Genomic DNA, 17,610 nt, shown 5'->3' on the forward strand with positions numbered 1-17,610 from the left:
AATGGGACCATTTTTAACGGTGATCATCGTAGCAATTTTAATACTTTTGATCTCGGCAGTTAAAGTCTTTCGAGAGTATGAGCGCGGTGTTGTATTTATGTTAGGACGGTTCTGGAAAGTTAAAGGGCCTGGTTTAGTGCTTATTATTCCAGTGATTCAACAGGTAGTACGGGTCGATTTACGTACTATAGTTATGGACGTTCCGAGCCAAGATGTGATCTCTAAAGATAACGTTTCAGTACGGGTCAATGCGGTCTTATATTTTCGAGTGGTGGTTCCAGAAAATGCAATTATCCAAGTAGAAAATTACTATGAAGCAACCAGTCAATTGGCGCAAACAACGCTTCGTTCAGTGTTAGGACAACATGAACTGGATGAAATGCTTTCTGAACGCGAGCGCTTAAATAGTGACGTACAAAAAATACTGGATTCACAAACCGATAACTGGGGCATTAAAGTGTCTAATGTCGAAATAAAACGTGTCGATTTGGATGAAAGCATGATCCGCGCAATTGCCAGACAAGCTGAAGCTGAGCGTGAACGACGTGCTAAAGTGATTCATGCTGAAGGAGAGTTACAAGCGTCAGATAAATTACTGCAAGCATCTCAAGTTTTGGCTCAACAACCCCAGGCTATGCAATTACGTTATTTGCAAACATTAGCCGCTATAGCGGGCAATAATAACTCTACCATTGTGTTCCCAATGCCAATAGAGCTGGGTGATTTCTTGGCCAATATGGCGACAAAAAAATCATAGCTTCAATTAGAACCATCTCCTGGGTGAAGGCAAAGCCGTACCCCAGGGCCTTAGCCCAAAGGTTATGAATCATTTGGCAAATATCAATACAATCTTTCGTTTATCCGACTTTTATGATAGAACACTCCTTTTGAAGAATTCATGAGGTTTTTATTGTGTCGATTAAATCAGATAGATGGATAGAAAAGATGGCGCTTGAACATGGAATGATATCTCCATTTCAACCAGGGCAAGTGCGTGAAAATGAAAATGGAAGAATTATTTCATATGGTGTGTCAAGCTATGGATATGACGTGCGTTGTGCGAATGAATTTAAAATTTTTACGAATATAAATTCTGCTATTGTGGATCCGAAAGCTTTTGATGAAAACAGCTTTGTCGATGTGCAGTCCGACGTATGTATTATTCCTCCCAACTCGTTTGCCTTAGCAAGAACTGTAGAGTATTTTCGAATTCCACGAAATATCCTGACTATCTGTCTTGGTAAGTCGACTTACGCACGTTGTGGGATTATCGTGAATGTGACACCTTTGGAGCCCGAGTGGGAAGGTCATGTGACTCTGGAGTTTTCAAATACTACCACATTACCCGCTAAAATTTATGCACATGAGGGTGTGGCACAAATGCTGTTTCTGGAGGCCTCTGAAGTTTGCGCTGTTTCATATCGTGATCGTGGTGGAAAATATCAGGGACAAACAGGGGTTACTTTGCCTCGCACATAACCTAGCGAATAGGCAATAAATTTTGTGGCTCGAAAGGTTGGTAAGCCATCGCCACAAAGCTAAATAATAACGGTAGTTCCCATGAAGGCGCAAACCTATTTCTTGGAAGGCACAGTCCTGCTATAAGAATAGGTCCCCGCCTTCGCGGGAATGATGAAGATCATTACCTTAATGGGGCTTCCCCATCTGAGGTTTGGACATAACGCTCCTGGTCCAGTGCTCAGATTAATATAAGATATAAAACAAACTTACCTTATTCTTCATCAGGTAATTTATATTTATCACGCGAGGCATCAACACGTTCACGTAATTCTTTTCCCGGCTTAAAGTGCGGACTATATTTGGCTTTAGTCACTACTTTTTCACCCGTTTTGGGATTATGCGCATTACGTGGCGGTCTGTAATGAAGAGAAAAACTGCCAAATCCCCGAATTTCTATTCTTTGATTTTTAATGAGTGCTTCACTCATTAATTCTAATATTCTATTTATGCCATCAGCCACTTGCTTTTCAGTAAGATGCGTCATTCGAGCAGCGATGTGTTCAATGAGTTCCGATTTGATCATACCCACCTCGTGTTGTCGCGTGTATCAAAGTCTGCAACCAATACAGATTAGGTGCTGACAATTGTCCCTTGTTTTATAAGTATAGACTGGGAAAAAAATTATTCAATATTTTCAAGACGGTTAGTCAAAAGTTGTTTTTCGTGTATGAATATAGGCGAAAACTACGCCCCAGCTCATTTCAACTTTGGTACGTGCTGTTACCATAAAATGAGTACAGGATAGTGCTTTGCTGGTTGTAATTACGGTATTCAGATGCGGTAGTTGATCCAGTTTAATACAGAGGTTTTCCCATATTGGACCAAAAAAGGCAGTGGAATTAATAAAAACAAGCGTTGCATCACTCAGATTCGCTTCAAGAAAATCACCTAAAATAAACTGAATCTTCTTTGCTTGTTCGGTGTAGTCCTTCATTGCTGCCAGTTGCTCGGCACGTTTGCATGCATCGAAGTAGAGTTGGGGAAATAATTCGACTCCAGCACTTTTGCGGACGGGGAAAACCATGCTGCACGCTAATACTGCTTTGCCTACTCCCGAACCTAAGTCATAGAATACGGTGTTTTCATCTGGGTTGGTTAAGGACAATAGTGCGATAAATGATAAAAACTCAATTTCTCCGTAAGCATATTCCATCGCATCATGGTTCTGGCGAGCATTCTGAGAAAGCAGAAAGCCGTTGGCATCTGTATAAATTTGGCGAAATGCTTGGGCGTGCTTTTGTAGATTTAATGATTTTTGCCAACGGTTCACACTGCTCTGTTTGCTTTTGCACTTAAAATGAAGAAGTAACGTTAAGAGTACAAGGAGCAAACAAACAAAATAAAGTGTCGAGTGACCCAAGAGTAAATCCTTAATTAAATGTGCAGCTAATTTTAGCTATTGCTCCGGAACCTTATAGAATAATACCAGCATCAGGACGTACGAAAAATCTCAAGGTCGAGGCAAAAAATGTTTTTAATGAGGGAGTTTAGATAGACTAAATGACCGAATTAAAAACATTTTTTAACAAAGAGATTGGGGTTTTTCGTAAGTCCTGAGTATATCTTATTAGCATAGTGAGAGGCTATGTGTTTCCACTTTAAGAGTAAGCAAGACATGCAATTGATTTTTCTTTGCGCCTACATTTAATCAGTTTAAAGAAGGGAGACACCAGTTTGTGCGCATAAATTTGATATTGTGATGTATTTTCCCTCATTAATCCCATATAATCATCATGGATAAAAACGGATATATGTCTTATTGCAATATAATCGAGTAAAATTTCTGCATGTAGTATAGAATTATAGTGTTAAGTATTATTTTTGTTAAATGATTCTGTTTCTAGAAACGGGAGTAGCTGTTTAAATTATGTCTTATGATGTTTATAGTTAATATTTCCTTAATTTTGATTCATTAGAATGAAGTTATATTGAGGGGTAGGAGAGCATTATGGCTGGTTTTTTTAGTAATCGAGCTTATCTACATCATGAACCTAGGCCACGCGTAGAATATAATTTTATCAATGTTGGTAATGAACAATTTCATGCGGTTGCTGTAGCTCTGATCGACTCGTTACAAAGCATTTCCCAACGAGGCAATGATGCTACCTTGAAAAAAATTTTGGAGCGTTTTTATCTTCATTTCCCAAAATATGTTAGTAATCAACCTTATTTAACACTTTCAGAACGTATGGGTATGTTACTCAATACGTCTCGCAAGTCAGAGTTAGTGGAATGCATGGCTTATGTGCTACGCCAGCTTGCAGTGGATGAGATATATACGCATCCATTAATGTATCGTGAAGTATTTGATGGGTTAAGTGCTGACACGCCAAAAAGTTATTTGCGTGATCCAGAGGTCGAACTGCCATCAAGCGCTTTAAAGGCCTTGGCTCAGGTGCTGGGGGTTAGTATTACGCTATCTTTTAAAGAACTTGGAAAGGAACTGAGGAAAAGAGATGTATATGATGGAGAAGCATGATGTCTAATAAAATTAATTTAGTAATTCAAGTGCAAGGGGATCAGTATTTCCCCGCTGTAAAGCATAAAGCAGATTTTGCATATGTTGGTCAATTAGCCATTAATGCTCCTAAACCTGTTGAAAATACAAAAGAGCAGGGGGAAACTCTAAGCGATATTATGGCGCTGATTGCGGAGGACAATAAACAAATACTGCAGTCTTATGAACAATGGCGTAAGACTATTTTAAGCATGGTTGTTGCAGGCGAATTATCCCGTGAGCAATTAATGGGTCTCTATATTACCTTTTTACCTGCTCAAACGAACAATACACTAGCGGCTGTTCTTGAGCAATCAAACAGAAAATCTGTTATTGCTGGTGTTCCCCAAGAACGAGAACAACAAACGATCGAACTGTTAGCAAACGCTTTATCGAGTTGGATTAGCACAAAACAAGTTGAGCCTGATAGTTTATTTGAGCAAATAGAAAATCAATCTACTGTTGCATTGAGATAAATTTTTGAATATGCGAAGCAGAGTCCGGTTTATATACGCTACATTCCCTCGTCTGCTTCTAGGGTAAACATTCGTCCTTTATTCACTCAACGGCTGTATTTGGTACCTCTTAGGCGAAAATAAATCTTCGGAAGTCTCACATACGGATTTATGCTATGTTTTCTCTGAGTTATTTTCACGCAACCTGCGCTCAAATCCAACCGTTGCCTAAGATTCAAGCATCCTCCTGAACGCTTGCCTTCTAGGTTTGTGCAATTACAAAAATCCGTGCTCATTCATCCATTCATCATTAGCAAATTTAGACATATAATTACGAATTGAATCAGGCAAAATAACCAGGCATTTTTGGCCTTTACTTAAAGATTTGGCAGCCTGTAGAGCCGCCCACATTGCTGCCCCAGAAGAACCTCCTACCAGTAAGCCTTCTTCTCGAATTAAATCTCTTGCAGTTCGGAATGAATCCTGATCATTTGTTTTAATGTACTTATCAATTAAACTATTATCTAAAACTTGCGGGAAGAAATCATAACCTATCCCTTCCACATCATAGGATTTAACTTCAGTTCCACCACCAAGAATTGAACCTTCAGGATCAGCACCAATGATCTTAATCTCTGAATTATATTCTTTAAGTCGTTTTGCAATACCTGTAATTGTTCCTCCAGTGCCAACTCCCGCAACAACCATATGCAAGTCTTTGCCAAAATCATCAATAATTTCTTGTGCGGTGCCATAATAGTGGGCATTAGGATTATTGGGATTGGCATACTGATCAAGGATATAAGAATTAGGAATTTCTGCTTGCAGCCTTTTAGCTAAAGAAATATGGCTTTCCGGATCGTCATAAGCAGCTTCTGTTGGGGTACGATAAATCTTTGCTCCTAAGCGCTCAAGTACAGACTGTTTTTCCTGACTCATTTTTTCGGGCATAGTGATGATTACTTTGTAACCTAATACCGCACCTGCTAACGCAATGCCTATTCCTGTATTCCCGGATGTAGGCTCAATTAGTGTATAACCAGGCTTGATATGGCCATCTCGCTCTGCATGAATAACCATTTCATACCCAATACGATCCTTAACAGAGCCACCTGGATTAAAAAACTCACATTTTGCATACAGTTCGCAATCGAGAGCGCGTCCTAGGCGATTAATTTTTACCACAGGGGTCTGTCCAATGGTGGCAAGTATATTGGGATAAATCATATTAAGTCCTTTATTAAGAGTGGTTTGATTTTGATTATATGGTTTTTAAGTGAAAAAAAAAATTCTTGGTAGATTTGGGTGGTGATTTTGACTTTTTTAATTTATATTTATTTTTCGAACTAACAAAGCAGGGAGCTAAATATGATAAATTTAAAGTCACTTAAGTGGTGTTTGGGTATTGCTTTAACTTTGGGATTATGTGCATGCATGGATATGCAGCGTTCAGAGCAAATGAATGCCCAAGGATATGAACAAATGAATACCCAGAACAAGCCACAAACAGTAAATAAACCTAAAGCGCAAAAGACCTACGCTTCAAAAGATCCTACTCAAAAAGCAACTCCTGGGCCCAAACGCAATGCCGCACCACAAATTCCTGTAATACAATAATGTTGTGCATCTAAGTCAACTTTCCCGCTGTAAAAGCGGGAAAGCAGTGTTCCATATTTTAAAACGTACAGCTTCATCATCTCTGGCTATACGGTCCTGTTCCAGCTCTCTCTTGAATTTCCATTAAATCCAGTCCATCTTTAATCATTTCATCTCGTACAAATTGTCGAGAAGCATACTCCCCAAAGAAACTCATTTTTTTCTTATCAGCTTTTTCAATGCCTCGATGAGATGTTCTTGCATTTTTGTGATCCGGCGTTATTGTTTGAGCCGGACGAATAATTCTTTTTTCTTTCATACTTAAACCTTATTTTCCTATAAATTTTTAATAAGTCGTCCTTGAATTTTCAGAAGCAAAATCCATTTTTGCTTCAAATAATTTAATGCTTTTAATGGGGCATGATTATATAAATAAAAGAGACATACCCCAAATTAACAGAGCAACTATGCAATCGATTCACCTGGGTTTATCAGGCGAAAAGAATCACTCGGGTGCAATCATTTTTTCTGGTCTGACTAATTCCGCAAAACGTTCTGCTGTTAAAATCCCAAGTTTGACCGCTGCTTCTTGTAAGGAAGAATTGTCTTGATGCGCAGTTTTAGCAATTTTAGCTGCTTTGTCATAGCCTATGTGTTGATTGAGGGCTGTGACGAGCATTAAGGAATGATGCAGGTAATAGTCAATAACCTTGTGATTGGCTTCGATCCCTTCGGCACAAAACTCTTGGAATGAATGACACGTATCAGCCAGCAAGTTAAGTGAATGAAGTACATTAAAAATGATCACGGGTTTAAATACATTCAGTTCAAAATTACCCTGACTGTCGGCTATGCCCACAGTGGCATCATTTCCCAGAACTTGCGCACAAACCATGGTCATGGCTTCACATTGAGTGGGATTGACTTTCCCGGGCATAATGGACGATCCAGGCTCATTTTCTGGAATAACTAACTCACCAATACCACAACGTGGGCCGGAAGCTAACCAGCGAATGTCATTTGCAATTTTCATTAAGGCGCAAGCCAGTGTTTTCATCGCACCGTGAGCATTAACTAACGGTTCATGGGATGCCAGAGCAGCAAATTTATTATCTGCACTAATAAATGGTAATTGGGTAATTTGCGCGATATGTTGTGCTACTTTGGTAGCAAATTGAGGATGGGTGTTTAACCCCGTTCCTACCGCAGTGCCGCCGGCAGCCAATTCATATAATTCGGGCAATACACCTTCAAGTCGATGGAGGCAGGCATCAAGTTGGGCAACATAACCAGAAAATTCCTGCCCTAAAGTAATGGGAACCGCATCTTGTAAATGAGTGCGACCTATTTTGACTATATCCTTGAATGCAGCCATTTTGATAGCGAAGGCATCACGTAAGTTTTTTACTGCAGGGATAAGTTTCTTATTGAAGGCAATAGCAGCCGCAATATGCATGGCGGTTGGAAATGTATCATTTGAAGACTGAGACATATTCACATGATCGTTAGGGTGAACTGGTGATTTACTCCCCATGGTTCCGCCAGCCAATTCAATCGCACGATTGGAGATAACTTCATTGGCATTCATGTTGGATTGGGTACCGCTTCCTGTTTGCCATACATGCAAAGGAAAATGATCGTCTAACATCCCTTTGCTGACTTCATCGGCAGCTTGAATAATTAAATCCGCTTTATCTTTAGGTAATTTATCCAAATCCAGGTTGGTTAATGCGGCAGCCTTTTTTAAGATACCAAAGGCATGAGTGACTTCGCGTGGCATAATGTCCTTGCCTATATTAAAATGATGTAATGAGCGTTCAGTTTGTGCTCCCCAATACTTATCTGCAGGGACAGCAATTTCACCCATGCTGTCAGATTCTATGCGTGTTGTGCTCATGGTTTTTAATTTCCTTAATGCGTTTAGTGAAATAAAAAATTCTATCACATGGGGCAAAAATAAGTAATTTTTGTTATAGTATTGGCAATTATAGATACGCAGCCCGGATGCAACGACCTGCCTCTTGATCTCATCTGCACCTACGCTCCGCGACTTGTCCGCGACGTTGGAATAGATTTGGGCTGGTTCTTCAGCGATGTGTAGAAGATTCAGATGTAACGAAGTGGAACCCAGGCTACGTAAGAGAACCAATAAACACATGAGAGCCGTACGCATTTATCAATCTGGAAACTACCATCCAGGCCAGCTTTTAGAATTATCTCCTGAAGCCAGTCAGCATGTTGGTGTTGTTTTGCGCATGCAGGTTGGTGAGCATCTTACTTTATTCTGTGGTGATGATCGCGAGTTTGCAGCCACCATAGAATCAGTGAAAAAAAAGCAAGTTACTGTCCTTATTGAGTCGAGCAAACATGTAAGCCGAGAGTCGCCTTTAGCTATCCATTTAGCACAAGCTATTTCCAAGGGCGAGCGTATGGAATTTGTAATGCAAAAGGCGGTCGAACTGGGCGTAGCGAGCATTACTCCTATTATTACTGAGCGTTGTGTTGTCAAGCTGGATAAAGAACGAATGGCCAAAAAACTGCACCAGTGGCAGGCGATTGTCATTGCTGCGTGTGAACAATCCGGGCGTAATGCGGTTCCCATAGTACATGCACCAATGTCTCTAGAGGACTATATGCATAGGGCTCAAGCTGAATTAAGATTTATCCTGCATCCAGGTGAAGATAAAAACTGGAGCGATTATGCAATTGGCTCGCCTGCGATTGATTTGCTTATTGGCCCCGAAGGCGGGTTAAGCGATCATGAAGTGCAATTTGCTTGTGAGCACGGGTTTCAGCCTTTATCCTTAGGCCCAAGAATTTTACGTACGGAAACCGCTGCGATTACTGCGCTAAGTGTGTTGCAAGCCGTAGGTGGTGATCTATAATAGAACTTGTGGCGAGTTTCTCTTGTAGCAAAAATCGCGAAGAACTGAGTGTTTGAGTGTGGGTTGAATGAAAAATCTTTTGACCGTATCAAGATGATTTGAGTCGATTCAGAAGATTTCTCATTCAAGCTATGCCAAATATAGTTGACGCACAGGGCGATTTGGCAATTAACGAATTTTAAACAACAGAGGTTGAACATGAGTGATCTTATTAAAACGATAACAGATGCAAGCTTCGAACAAGATGTAATCCATGCAAATAAGCCTGTATTAGTTGACTTTTGGGCGGAGTGGTGTGGTCCATGTCGTGCATTGACACCTATATTGGAAGAAGTAGCTGCTACTCATGGTGAGCAAGTGACTTTTGCCAAAATTAATATTGATGAACATCCACAAACACCAGCAAAGTTTGGTGTGATGAGTATTCCCACATTGATTTTATTTAAAAATGGCCAAGTTGAAGCAGTTAAAATGGGCTTGCTTTCAAAATCTCAATTAAGTGCTTTTGTTGAGAGTCACGTTTAATTTTAATTTTTCTATATAAAAAATGTTGTATCTTTTACTAAAGCTGTGATAGCCTGTCTGCAATATGTGATATAATATAAATATATCACATAGGCAGCAGAATCCTTAGCTGCTATTCTTAATAATATTTTTCCCGGATACCCAATTCGATTAATCAACAAATCAAGTGAGAAGTATGAATCTTAGTGAACTTAAGCAATTGCCTATTGCCGATCTTTTTAACATCGCACAAGAGATTGGTGTCGAGAACCCTTCCCGTATGCGCAAACAAGAAATTATTTTTGCCATTCTTAAGGCTCATGCCTTAAAGGGTGAAGACATCCACGGTGACGGTGTTTTAGAAGTCCTGACAGATGGATTTGGTTTCTTGCGTTCTGCCGATGGTTCTTATTTGGCAGGCCCTGATGACATTTATGTATCACCCAGCCAAATCAGACGTTTTGGTTTGCGTTCTGGCGATACTATTTCAGGTAAAATTCGTCCTCCCAAAGACAGCGAGCGTTACTTTGCTTTGTTGAAAGTTGATGAAATCAATTATGATTCACCTGATAGTGCCAAAAGAAAAATTTTATTTGAAAACCTTACTCCTTTGTTTGCTTCAGAACGCCTGGTTATGGAGCAAGGAAATGGCAGTACTGAAGACTTGACCGCGCGGGTAGTTGATTTATGTGCTCCCTTTGGTCGAGGACAACGTGGTCTGATTGTTTCTCCTCCCAAAGCAGGTAAAACATTAATGTTGCAAAACATTGCGCGTTCTATAGAAAAAAATTATCCAGAATGTTACCTCATTGTATTGCTGATTGATGAGCGTCCTGAGGAAGTAACTGAAATGCAACGTTCTGTAAAAGGTGAGGTAGTTGCCAGTACCTTTGATGAACCCGCTAACCGCCATGTTCAAGTTGCTGAAATGGTGATTGAAAAAGCCAAGCGCTTAGTTGAACACAAACGTGACGTAGTTATTTTACTTGACTCAATTACTCGTCTAGCCCGTGCATACAACACCGTGATTCCTTCTTCCGGTAAGGTGTTGACTGGTGGTGTTGATGCGAATGCATTGCAAAGACCCAAGCGTTTATATGGTGCTGCACGTAATATTGAAGAAGGTGGTAGCCTGACTATTATTGCTACGGCGTTGGTGGATACAGGTTCTAAAATGGATGAAGTGATTTATGAAGAATTCAAGGGAACCGGTAACATGGAAATTCACTTGAGTCGTAATATTGCGGAACGTCGTGTTTTCCCTGCGATTAATATTAATCGCTCAGGTACACGTCGTGAGGATCTATTATTAAGTCCGGAAGATCTACAACGAACCTGGATATTGCGGAAAATACTACAATCTATGGATGAGTGCGATGCGATTGAGTTCTTGCTTGAGCGCATGAAAAATCATAAAACCAATGCTGAATTCTTCGATGCAATGAAACGTCAAGAGTAGCATCTGTTATAAAAATTGTAGCCTGGGTGAAGGCTGAGCCCAAACCCGGGAAGGTTTAATTCTTTTCAAAACTGTCATTTGTAACAATAAACCAGATAAAAACTGAGTTCACAAAGCAGTTTTGAGCTTTAAACGAAGGTTTATTTTTAGTTTTGCTATAAACTTTCTCCGGGTTACAGCTGTCTTTACTGCCATTATAGTTAATAAACTAAATGTTCTTCGTCCTGTGGCTTGCCCACCAGGACAAGCCAATGACAGAACAGTTGCGCCTTTACCCAGGCTACTCTAGGGGATAATTAATGAAATACTCTGATCTAAGAGATTTTATTGCACAATTGGAATCACGTAATTTATTAAAACGCATTACTTACCCTGTTTCGCCGTATCTTGAAATGACCACCGTTAGTGATCGGGTGCTACGTTCTGGTGGCCCAGCGCTTCTCTTTACTAACCTCCCACACCATCAAATGCCTGTTTTAACCAATTTGTTTGGTACGGTTGAGCGGGTAGCAATGGGAATGGGGGAAGAAAATATCAGTGCATTGAGGGAGGTAGGCAAATTATTGGCTGCTCTAAAAGAACCCGATCCCCCCAAAGGATTTAAAGATGCATTTAATAAACTTCCATTATTAAAACAGGCATTAAATATGGCACCCAAATATGTAAGCGGTGCAGAATGCCAAACTCATGTCTGGGAAAAAGATGAAGTGGATCTAACTTCCTTACCCATTCAAACGTGCTGGCCTAAAGATGCGGCACCACTAATAACTTGGGGGCTCGTAACCACCAAAGGACCTCATCAAACACGTGAAAATATGGGGATTTATCGACAGCAATTGTTGAATAAGAATCAATTAATCATGCGTTGGTTATCCCATCGAGGAGGGGCATTGGACTACCAGGCCTGGCAACAGGCTTATCCGGGAGAACGTTTTCCAGTTTCCGTGACTTTGGGTGCAGATCCTGCAACGATACTTGCAGCAGTAACGCCTGTACCTGATACCTTGTCTGAGTACGCATTTGCTGGATTATTACGAGGCCAGCGTACTCGATTAACGCGGTGCATTGGGAATGAGCTGCATGTCCCGGCGAGTGCAGAAATTGTTTTAGAAGGTTATTTAGAACCTGGAGTAGAGGCCCCCGAAGGTCCCTACGGAGATCACACAGGTTATTATAATGAAGTACAATCTTTTCCCGTGTTTACTGTGGAACGCATTACTCACCGAGATAATCCTATTTATCATAGTACGTATACTGGCCGACCACCTGATGAACCTGCTATTTTAGGGGTTGCATTAAATGAAGTATTTATTCCCTTGCTGCAAAAGCAATTCCCGGAAATTGTTGATTTCTATTTGCCACCAGAGGGATGTTCTTATCGTTTGGCTGTAGTCACAATAAAGAAGCAGTATCCTGGGCATGCTAAGCGGATTATGATGGCGGTGTGGTCGTTTTTAAGACAATTTATGTATACCAAATTTGTAATCGTCTGTGATGATGATATTGATGCGCGCAATTGGCAGGATGTGATTTGGGCAATGACTACGCGTATGGATCCTGCACGAGATACCGTTATGATGGAAAATACGCCGATTGATTATCTGGATTTTGCGTCTCCTGTTTCGGGTTTGGGTTCAAAAATAGGAATGGATGCGACCAATAAATGGCCAGGTGAGACTCAAAGAGAATGGGGTGAGCCAATTGTGATGGATGAAGAGATTTTAAAAAAGGTCAGTGGGTACTGGTCTTCTCTGGGGTTAGATGAATGAAGGAAAAAACAATTAAAGCTCTTGTAGAGGATATTTCCCCGTTGACAGACAGCATTATGCGTTTGATTTTAACTCCTGAAAAATATGTAGCCTATCAGGCGGGACAATATCTGCAGATACTCTTTGGTGAAGAAGCGTTTAGTTATTCCATTGCTAATGCTCCGTTAGGATCTCATAAATATGAGCTTCACATTCGCCATAGTTTGGAAAATCCTTACAACCAGCGATTATTTGCGCATATAAAGCAGCATGGTTCTGTAAACATCCGCTTACCTTTTGGCGAGTGTTCTATTGAACATTTGCACCCACAACGTCCGATATTGTTTATTGCTGGCGGTACCGGGTTTGCCCCAGTAAAAGCGATGATCGAGCAGTTATTATCTACTTCCGATACTCGGCCTTTTGAGTTATTTTGGGGGGCTCGCTTGCAAAATGATTTATATATGGATGAGAAAGTAACGAGCTGGCAGGAACATGTTAGCCATTTTACTTATGTTTCTTCTGTCTCAGAGGACAATGCAGTGCCTCTTGTTTCTCTTGTACTCGCGAAACATCCTCAGGATCTTGGTGAATGGCAAATAGTCATTAGTGGTCCTTTTGATATGGTATATAGTACACGTGATGCATTAGTAAATAGTGGTATTTCACCCACCCGCTTATTTTCAGATGCATTTAGTTTTGAAGCAAAATAAGGAAGAGTTTTATGGAGACTTTATATCAAATTCTAGGTCTTATTGGCGCTGGAATGATCATTTTTATTTTGTACCGTACGGTAAAAGGTAGTCCTGAACAATTTAGTAAGGAAAATCTAAATAAAAGTTTTTATACGATGGGGGTTTTGGCGCTTGTCTTAATTGGTTTTATAGCGCTTTTGGTTTTAATTTTAAAAAATACTTAGAAACATGCAGCTAAAGTGGAGCTCGGGAGCACTCAATCATTGATAACCCGGGTTTTGCTTTGCTGCATCTAGCCTAAAAATCAGTGTTAATGTGAGGGATTTGTATTCCTATAACGTCCTTCCATTTCTTTTAAATAAGATCCAATATGTGGATTATTAATTGGCATTTTGCTTGTGTCTGCAATCAGCATACACTCTTCAACATATGTAATTTGACTGCTGTCATCAACTAATAACCGATACCAAGGGTTTCGAGTGGCAAATTCGCGTTTAGGAGCTTGTGGATTATAGCGTCCCGAAGCCTGAAATAAGGGGTCAACATCCACTACAATTGCTCTGTAGCGGCTGTTTTTGTGAATCACTAAATCCCCAATGTTGAATTGTGCAATTTTATTCATATAAGCCTCTTTGTTGGGCGTCTTGAATAATATATCGGTAGAAGTTAAAGAAGCTTAACAGTGTATAGAAAGGGAAAACCATAGTGCATCAGGACTTACGAAAAAAACCAATCTCTTCGTTAAAAAATGTTTTTAATTCGATCATTTAGTCTATCTTAACTCCATCATTAAAAACATTTTTTGCCTCGACCTTGGGGTTTTTCGTAAGTCCTGTTCATATATCAAATTGAATTTTATTGAAAGTAAAAATCGTAGCCTGATTTGAAGTGAAGCATAACTAACCCGGGTAACTCCATATGGAATAATGAAGTCCCGGGCTAGGGTAATAGCACTAAAGGTTATATATTTCCTTGTATTATATTAGCCGGCTAAAAATGTACCCAGATTCTCTAGGGCTAGATCAACAGGGGCTTCTATTTCTTTCTGATCTTCAGTTTTATCAAAGAATAAAGAAGCTCTGCCGGTTCTTGCTTTTGAACAAATCAATTTACCTAGTGTAATGACGCTAAGCAGCAGATTGATAATGATGTCTGGCCATGAGGTGTGTCCACTCATAAGGTCATCGTGACTATGCAATCTTGCTTTAATTGTCAATTTAAATTTTTGATATGATTCCTTGCTTGGAAAATGTTTCGAATTTTGGCAGACAAATTGATCGACATCTCTTTTAAGAGCAGTAACAAGTTGTTTAATTACTTTTTTTTCACGCTCAGGTAGCGTGTTTGCATAAGCGTTGATTCCCTCAATTTGGGTATATATGTTTTTCATTTTTAGAGCATATTCTAGAGACTTGCCCTTTTTTCCTTCAAATAACGACAGTACTTGCTTGGCCTTTGCAGGGAGATTTTCTATTTCTACCGGTTTGGCTTCAGCTTCTATGAGCTTAACTACCATTCGGTTAAGGGTGGCTTGCATTTTGATGCCGTTAAAACTGCTTATTTCAGCGGTAATGGTATTAAGCATTTTATCAATATTGCCGGAATCTACATATTCTTTTAATAACCCGTCTTTTGCATTGACAATTTGGCCAATGAATTGTTCGCGCGCCCTTTTATCTCCGGGAAGAAATACATCTTTAATAGAATAATGTTGTTTTCGACCATCGATATACTCGATCAGCACCTTCTTAAGTTCGGCGGCGAGTGCGCCCCGTTCCTTCATTTTTTGTTCTCGTCTTTCTTGTTTCCGATGTTCTTTCTCTTGTTCTCGTTTCTCTTCTTCGCGTCGTTCTCGTTCCCGTTGTTCTTTTTCTTGTTCTCGTTTCTCTAGTTCTCGTCTTTCTCGTTCTCGTTGTTCTTTCTCTTGTTCTCGTTTCTCTTCTTCGCGTCGTTCTCGTTCCCGTTGTTCTTTCTCTTGTTCTCGTTTCTCTTCTTCGCGTCGTTCTCGTTCTCGTTTTTCTTGCTCTTGCTGTTCAAGCTCTTTAATTTGTCGCTCCAGATCTTCTGCTTGAGCTGTCAGTTCTTTAACTGTAACCGTTTCTATCTGACTTATCTGTTCCTCCAGTTGCACAATTTCCACAGAAAGTTTATCGTGTTCATCATAGTTGTTAACCAATTTTGTTTGAATTTGTTCCAATGCTTTTAAACCACTGGCCATTTCTTTTTTAGTTTGTTCGTCTACTGCAAGAGTAAAAGCTAATGCTTCAATTTTTTGGGGAACAACTTTTAGTAAGTTATCTCTATCTGTTGAGTCCAAGGTCCAAGTGTATTTGCTAGGAGGCTCTCCAAGTAGTTCCAGTAATAAGGCAAATCCAGTGTTGTCAGTATTTTTGATACTTACAATACCTGATTTATTAGTAAGATCTGTAAGTGTCTTTTTGTTATAACCCTTCTTTAGATGCTCGTGCACTTGTTCCAATAACTCATTTCTCTTCTTTGTATTCTCATGGAGTTTTTCACTGTGTTGCTTTTTCTCGCTTAGGTCGGTTAGTAGTTTTTGAATATAATCTAATACGTCTTGTTTTTTTTCCGTATTTAAATTTTCTACTGGTTGAAATTTAACTTTAGCTTCATTGAAAGCAGCAGGTACTTTATGTTCTATGATTGCCTTATTTTCTTGATTAATTGTTTCTACAGCTTTTTGCATTTCAGTTTTTAGTTGCTGTAATTGCAAACTTTTTTCTTTTTGTTCGTCAATTTGCTTTTGCGTATCTTCATGTTGACGGCTTAGTTCTTCTTTACTGTTCATTCTTACATCTCACATCTAAATGATTAAATCGGGTGCATTATAGGGCGTATTTATTAACTGATTATTAAGAAAATCTTAATATGTTTAAAATAAAGCCATAAAGATTTAAACAAAATAAATGGCTAAAATAATTCCTATTTCATAAAGAATGCAGAGGGGTAGCGCGAGCATGATTTGCGAAAAAACATCGGGTGGAGTCAGGAGCATGCCAACGATAAAAGCGCCAACAATGACATAAGGTCTGATTTTTTTTAAGGTGATTACCTCAATAATTTTTAAGCGCACCAGGACAAAACAAAGTAAGGGTATCTGGAAGCAAAATCCGAAGATCATCAGCATTCTGGTGATAAAATCCAGAGCATATGCCATGTCAGGCATATAACGCACTCCCTTAGGTAAGGCATGTGCAAAAAAATGAAACATGAATGGCAAAACCAGATAAAAGCAAAACAAAGCTCCTGCAAGAAACAGTAGAAGACTAAAAATTAGGGCAATACGTAGCGTAGTTTGTTCTCTTTGATAAAGGCCGGGACTGATAAAACGCCAAATTTGAAACAAAGTAAAGGGAGCGCTCAGTAACATGGCCGCATCAGCAGCAAGTTTAAGTGGGGTAAATATGGGAGATGTCACATGGGTAGCAATTAAACCTTCTTGAGCTGAAAGTGTATGAAGTAGTGGATTAACCAGCGCTTGGTACAAATCATTCGCGAGGAAAAAGAAAATGAAAAATAAGCAGCCAAACCAAATGAGGGTTTGTAATCCACGCCGTCGTAGTTCTAAAAGGTGATTTAACATGGGATCTGTATGAATATAAATGGAAACTTTCTTTCACCCTCTCTAGTACTGAGAGAGGGACGTTCCTAAGCTTCGGCAGCTTCTTGAATTCCTGTGTTTTTAATTCCAATCTTCTCGGGGCGAATTTCCCTTAACCGATTGAATTGATCGACAAAAACTACGGTGGGAACCAGGCTTGCGCACTCTTCTTCTAATACCTGAGTAAAGGAGGCAATAATGATTAAATCTCCGGGGGTTACCAAATGTGCTGCAGCTCCATTTACACAAATTTCAGTAGATCCTGGTCTGCCGGTAATTGCATAAGTCTCAAAGCGTGTACCTGCAGTGATATTCCAGACATTGACTGCTTCATAAGGTAATATGTTTGCTGCCTTAAGCAGCTCTGGAGAAATAGTAATGCTTCCTTCATAATCCAAATCAGCTTCAGTGACACACGCACGATGGATTTTGGATTTTAACATTTTTCGATAAGCCATAGTGATTCCAGCCTTGTTCATAGTGGGCGAATTTTACACCAAATTTTGAAGTTTATGCTATATAAATTTGTCACTTGGATTCAAAGCATATTGCGCACTGGTTGGGGAAAACCGGAAGCGTTCTTCTCTTTATTCAGGCTACTTTTTATTGAGGATGCACGTTATAATTG

At 39.7% G+C, this 17,610-nt stretch carries 20 protein-coding genes; 11 read left to right on the top strand and 9 right to left on the bottom strand.

Annotated features, from left to right (window positions below):
- The first annotated feature begins 1 nt into the window (after position 1).
- Positions 2-757, top strand: a complete 756-nt coding sequence (locus ELY20_RS08185) for a slipin family protein (protein WP_110142264.1) — start codon at positions 2-4, stop codon at positions 755-757.
- A gap of 155 nt (positions 758-912) precedes the next feature.
- Positions 913-1,479, top strand: a complete 567-nt coding sequence (dcd, locus tag ELY20_RS08190; protein WP_058468610.1) for a dCTP deaminase — start codon at positions 913-915, stop codon at positions 1,477-1,479.
- A 253-nt stretch (positions 1,480-1,732) separates the two neighbouring features.
- Here the strand turns inward: dcd and ELY20_RS08195 are convergent, their stop codons facing one another.
- Both ELY20_RS08195 and ELY20_RS08200 read right to left on the bottom strand, forming a co-directional pair.
- On the bottom strand, positions 1,733-2,044 hold the full coding sequence (locus ELY20_RS08195) for an integration host factor subunit beta (RefSeq protein WP_058459016.1): 312 nt from the start codon (positions 2,042-2,044) through the stop codon (positions 1,733-1,735).
- 120 nt (positions 2,045-2,164) lie between these two features.
- Entirely contained in the window at positions 2,165-2,881 is a 717-nt protein-coding gene (locus tag ELY20_RS08200; protein ID WP_110142263.1) for a class I SAM-dependent methyltransferase, read from the bottom strand.
- Between the two features lie 588 nt (positions 2,882-3,469).
- Here ELY20_RS08200 and ELY20_RS08205 point away from each other — a divergent pair.
- Both ELY20_RS08205 and ELY20_RS08210 read left to right on the top strand, forming a co-directional pair.
- Entirely contained in the window at positions 3,470-4,000 is a 531-nt protein-coding gene (locus tag ELY20_RS08205) for a transposase (RefSeq protein ID WP_110142262.1), read from the top strand.
- Positions 3,997-4,494, top strand: a complete 498-nt coding sequence (locus ELY20_RS08210) for a hypothetical protein (RefSeq protein ID WP_233590527.1) — start codon at positions 3,997-3,999, stop codon at positions 4,492-4,494. Before ELY20_RS08205 ends, ELY20_RS08210 begins: the two co-directional genes overlap by 4 nt.
- Before the next feature lie 255 nt (positions 4,495-4,749).
- On the opposite strand, the gene ELY20_RS08215 is transcribed toward ELY20_RS08210, so the two are convergent.
- Entirely contained in the window at positions 4,750-5,700 is a 951-nt protein-coding gene (locus ELY20_RS08215; RefSeq protein WP_110142260.1) for a pyridoxal-phosphate dependent enzyme, read from the bottom strand.
- Between the two features lie 141 nt (positions 5,701-5,841).
- Here ELY20_RS08215 and ELY20_RS08220 point away from each other — a divergent pair, with 141 nt between their 5' ends.
- Complete coding sequence (locus tag ELY20_RS08220) at positions 5,842-6,090, top strand: hypothetical protein (RefSeq protein WP_110142259.1); 249 nt, start codon at positions 5,842-5,844, stop codon at positions 6,088-6,090.
- Positions 6,091-6,166: 76 nt separating this feature from the next.
- On the opposite strand, the gene ELY20_RS08225 is transcribed toward ELY20_RS08220, so the two are convergent.
- Together ELY20_RS08225 and fumC are read right to left on the bottom strand one after the other, a co-directional pair.
- Complete coding sequence (locus ELY20_RS08225) at positions 6,167-6,388, bottom strand: hypothetical protein (protein WP_110142258.1); 222 nt, start codon at positions 6,386-6,388, stop codon at positions 6,167-6,169.
- 186 nt (positions 6,389-6,574) lie between these two features.
- Positions 6,575-7,966, bottom strand: a complete 1,392-nt coding sequence (gene fumC / locus ELY20_RS08230) for a class II fumarate hydratase (RefSeq protein ID WP_110142295.1) — start codon at positions 7,964-7,966, stop codon at positions 6,575-6,577.
- Between the two features lie 259 nt (positions 7,967-8,225).
- Here fumC and ELY20_RS08235 point away from each other — a divergent pair, with 259 nt between their 5' ends.
- The 6 genes from ELY20_RS08235 to ELY20_RS08260 all read left to right on the top strand — a co-directional run bounded on the left by ELY20_RS08235 (position 8,226) and on the right by ELY20_RS08260 (position 13,584).
- The gene (locus ELY20_RS08235) at positions 8,226-8,954 is read left to right on the top strand and encodes a 16S rRNA (uracil(1498)-N(3))-methyltransferase (protein ID WP_110142257.1); all 729 of its coding nucleotides are present in this window, start codon (positions 8,226-8,228) and stop codon (positions 8,952-8,954) included.
- Between the two features lie 198 nt (positions 8,955-9,152).
- On the top strand, positions 9,153-9,479 hold the full coding sequence (trxA, locus tag ELY20_RS08240; protein WP_110142256.1) for a thioredoxin: 327 nt from the start codon (positions 9,153-9,155) through the stop codon (positions 9,477-9,479).
- Between the two features lie 175 nt (positions 9,480-9,654).
- Positions 9,655-10,917 carry a transcription termination factor Rho gene (gene rho / locus ELY20_RS08245; protein ID WP_110142255.1) on the top strand — a complete coding sequence of 421 codons (1,263 nt, stop codon included), beginning with the start codon at positions 9,655-9,657 and terminating at the stop codon, positions 10,915-10,917.
- A 299-nt stretch (positions 10,918-11,216) separates the two neighbouring features.
- Positions 11,217-12,686 (top strand): 4-hydroxy-3-polyprenylbenzoate decarboxylase, encoded by a 1,470-nt coding sequence (gene ubiD / locus ELY20_RS08250; protein WP_110142254.1) that lies wholly within the window; start codon positions 11,217-11,219, stop codon positions 12,684-12,686.
- Complete coding sequence (locus tag ELY20_RS08255) at positions 12,683-13,378, top strand: NAD(P)H-flavin reductase (RefSeq protein WP_110142253.1); 696 nt, start codon at positions 12,683-12,685, stop codon at positions 13,376-13,378. Before ubiD ends, ELY20_RS08255 begins: the two co-directional genes overlap by 4 nt.
- Positions 13,379-13,389: 11 nt before the next feature.
- Entirely contained in the window at positions 13,390-13,584 is a 195-nt protein-coding gene (locus ELY20_RS08260) for a hypothetical protein (RefSeq protein ID WP_110142252.1), read from the top strand.
- Positions 13,585-13,670: 86 nt separating this feature from the next.
- On the opposite strand, the gene hspQ is transcribed toward ELY20_RS08260, so the two are convergent.
- From hspQ to panD, 4 genes are all read right to left on the bottom strand, one after another.
- Positions 13,671-13,982 carry a heat shock protein HspQ gene (gene hspQ / locus ELY20_RS08265; RefSeq protein WP_110142251.1) on the bottom strand — a complete coding sequence of 104 codons (312 nt, stop codon included), beginning with the start codon at positions 13,980-13,982 and terminating at the stop codon, positions 13,671-13,673.
- Positions 13,983-14,342: 360 nt separating this feature from the next.
- Positions 14,343-16,169, bottom strand: coding sequence for a coiled-coil domain-containing protein (locus tag ELY20_RS16770; protein ID WP_110142494.1), 1,827 nt, complete (start codon positions 16,167-16,169; stop codon positions 14,343-14,345).
- Between the two features lie 105 nt (positions 16,170-16,274).
- Positions 16,275-16,964 (bottom strand): twin-arginine translocase subunit TatC, encoded by a 690-nt coding sequence (tatC, locus tag ELY20_RS08280; protein WP_110142249.1) that lies wholly within the window; start codon positions 16,962-16,964, stop codon positions 16,275-16,277.
- A 65-nt stretch (positions 16,965-17,029) separates the two neighbouring features.
- A complete protein-coding gene (gene panD, locus ELY20_RS08285) occupies positions 17,030-17,440 on the bottom strand; it encodes an aspartate 1-decarboxylase (protein ID WP_110142248.1) in 411 nt (136 codons plus the stop codon).
- Positions 17,441-17,610: the final 170 nt, after the last annotated feature.

Source organism: Legionella qingyii (genome assembly GCF_003990155.1).
Lineage (GTDB): Bacteria > Pseudomonadota > Gammaproteobacteria > Legionellales > Legionellaceae > Legionella > Legionella qingyii.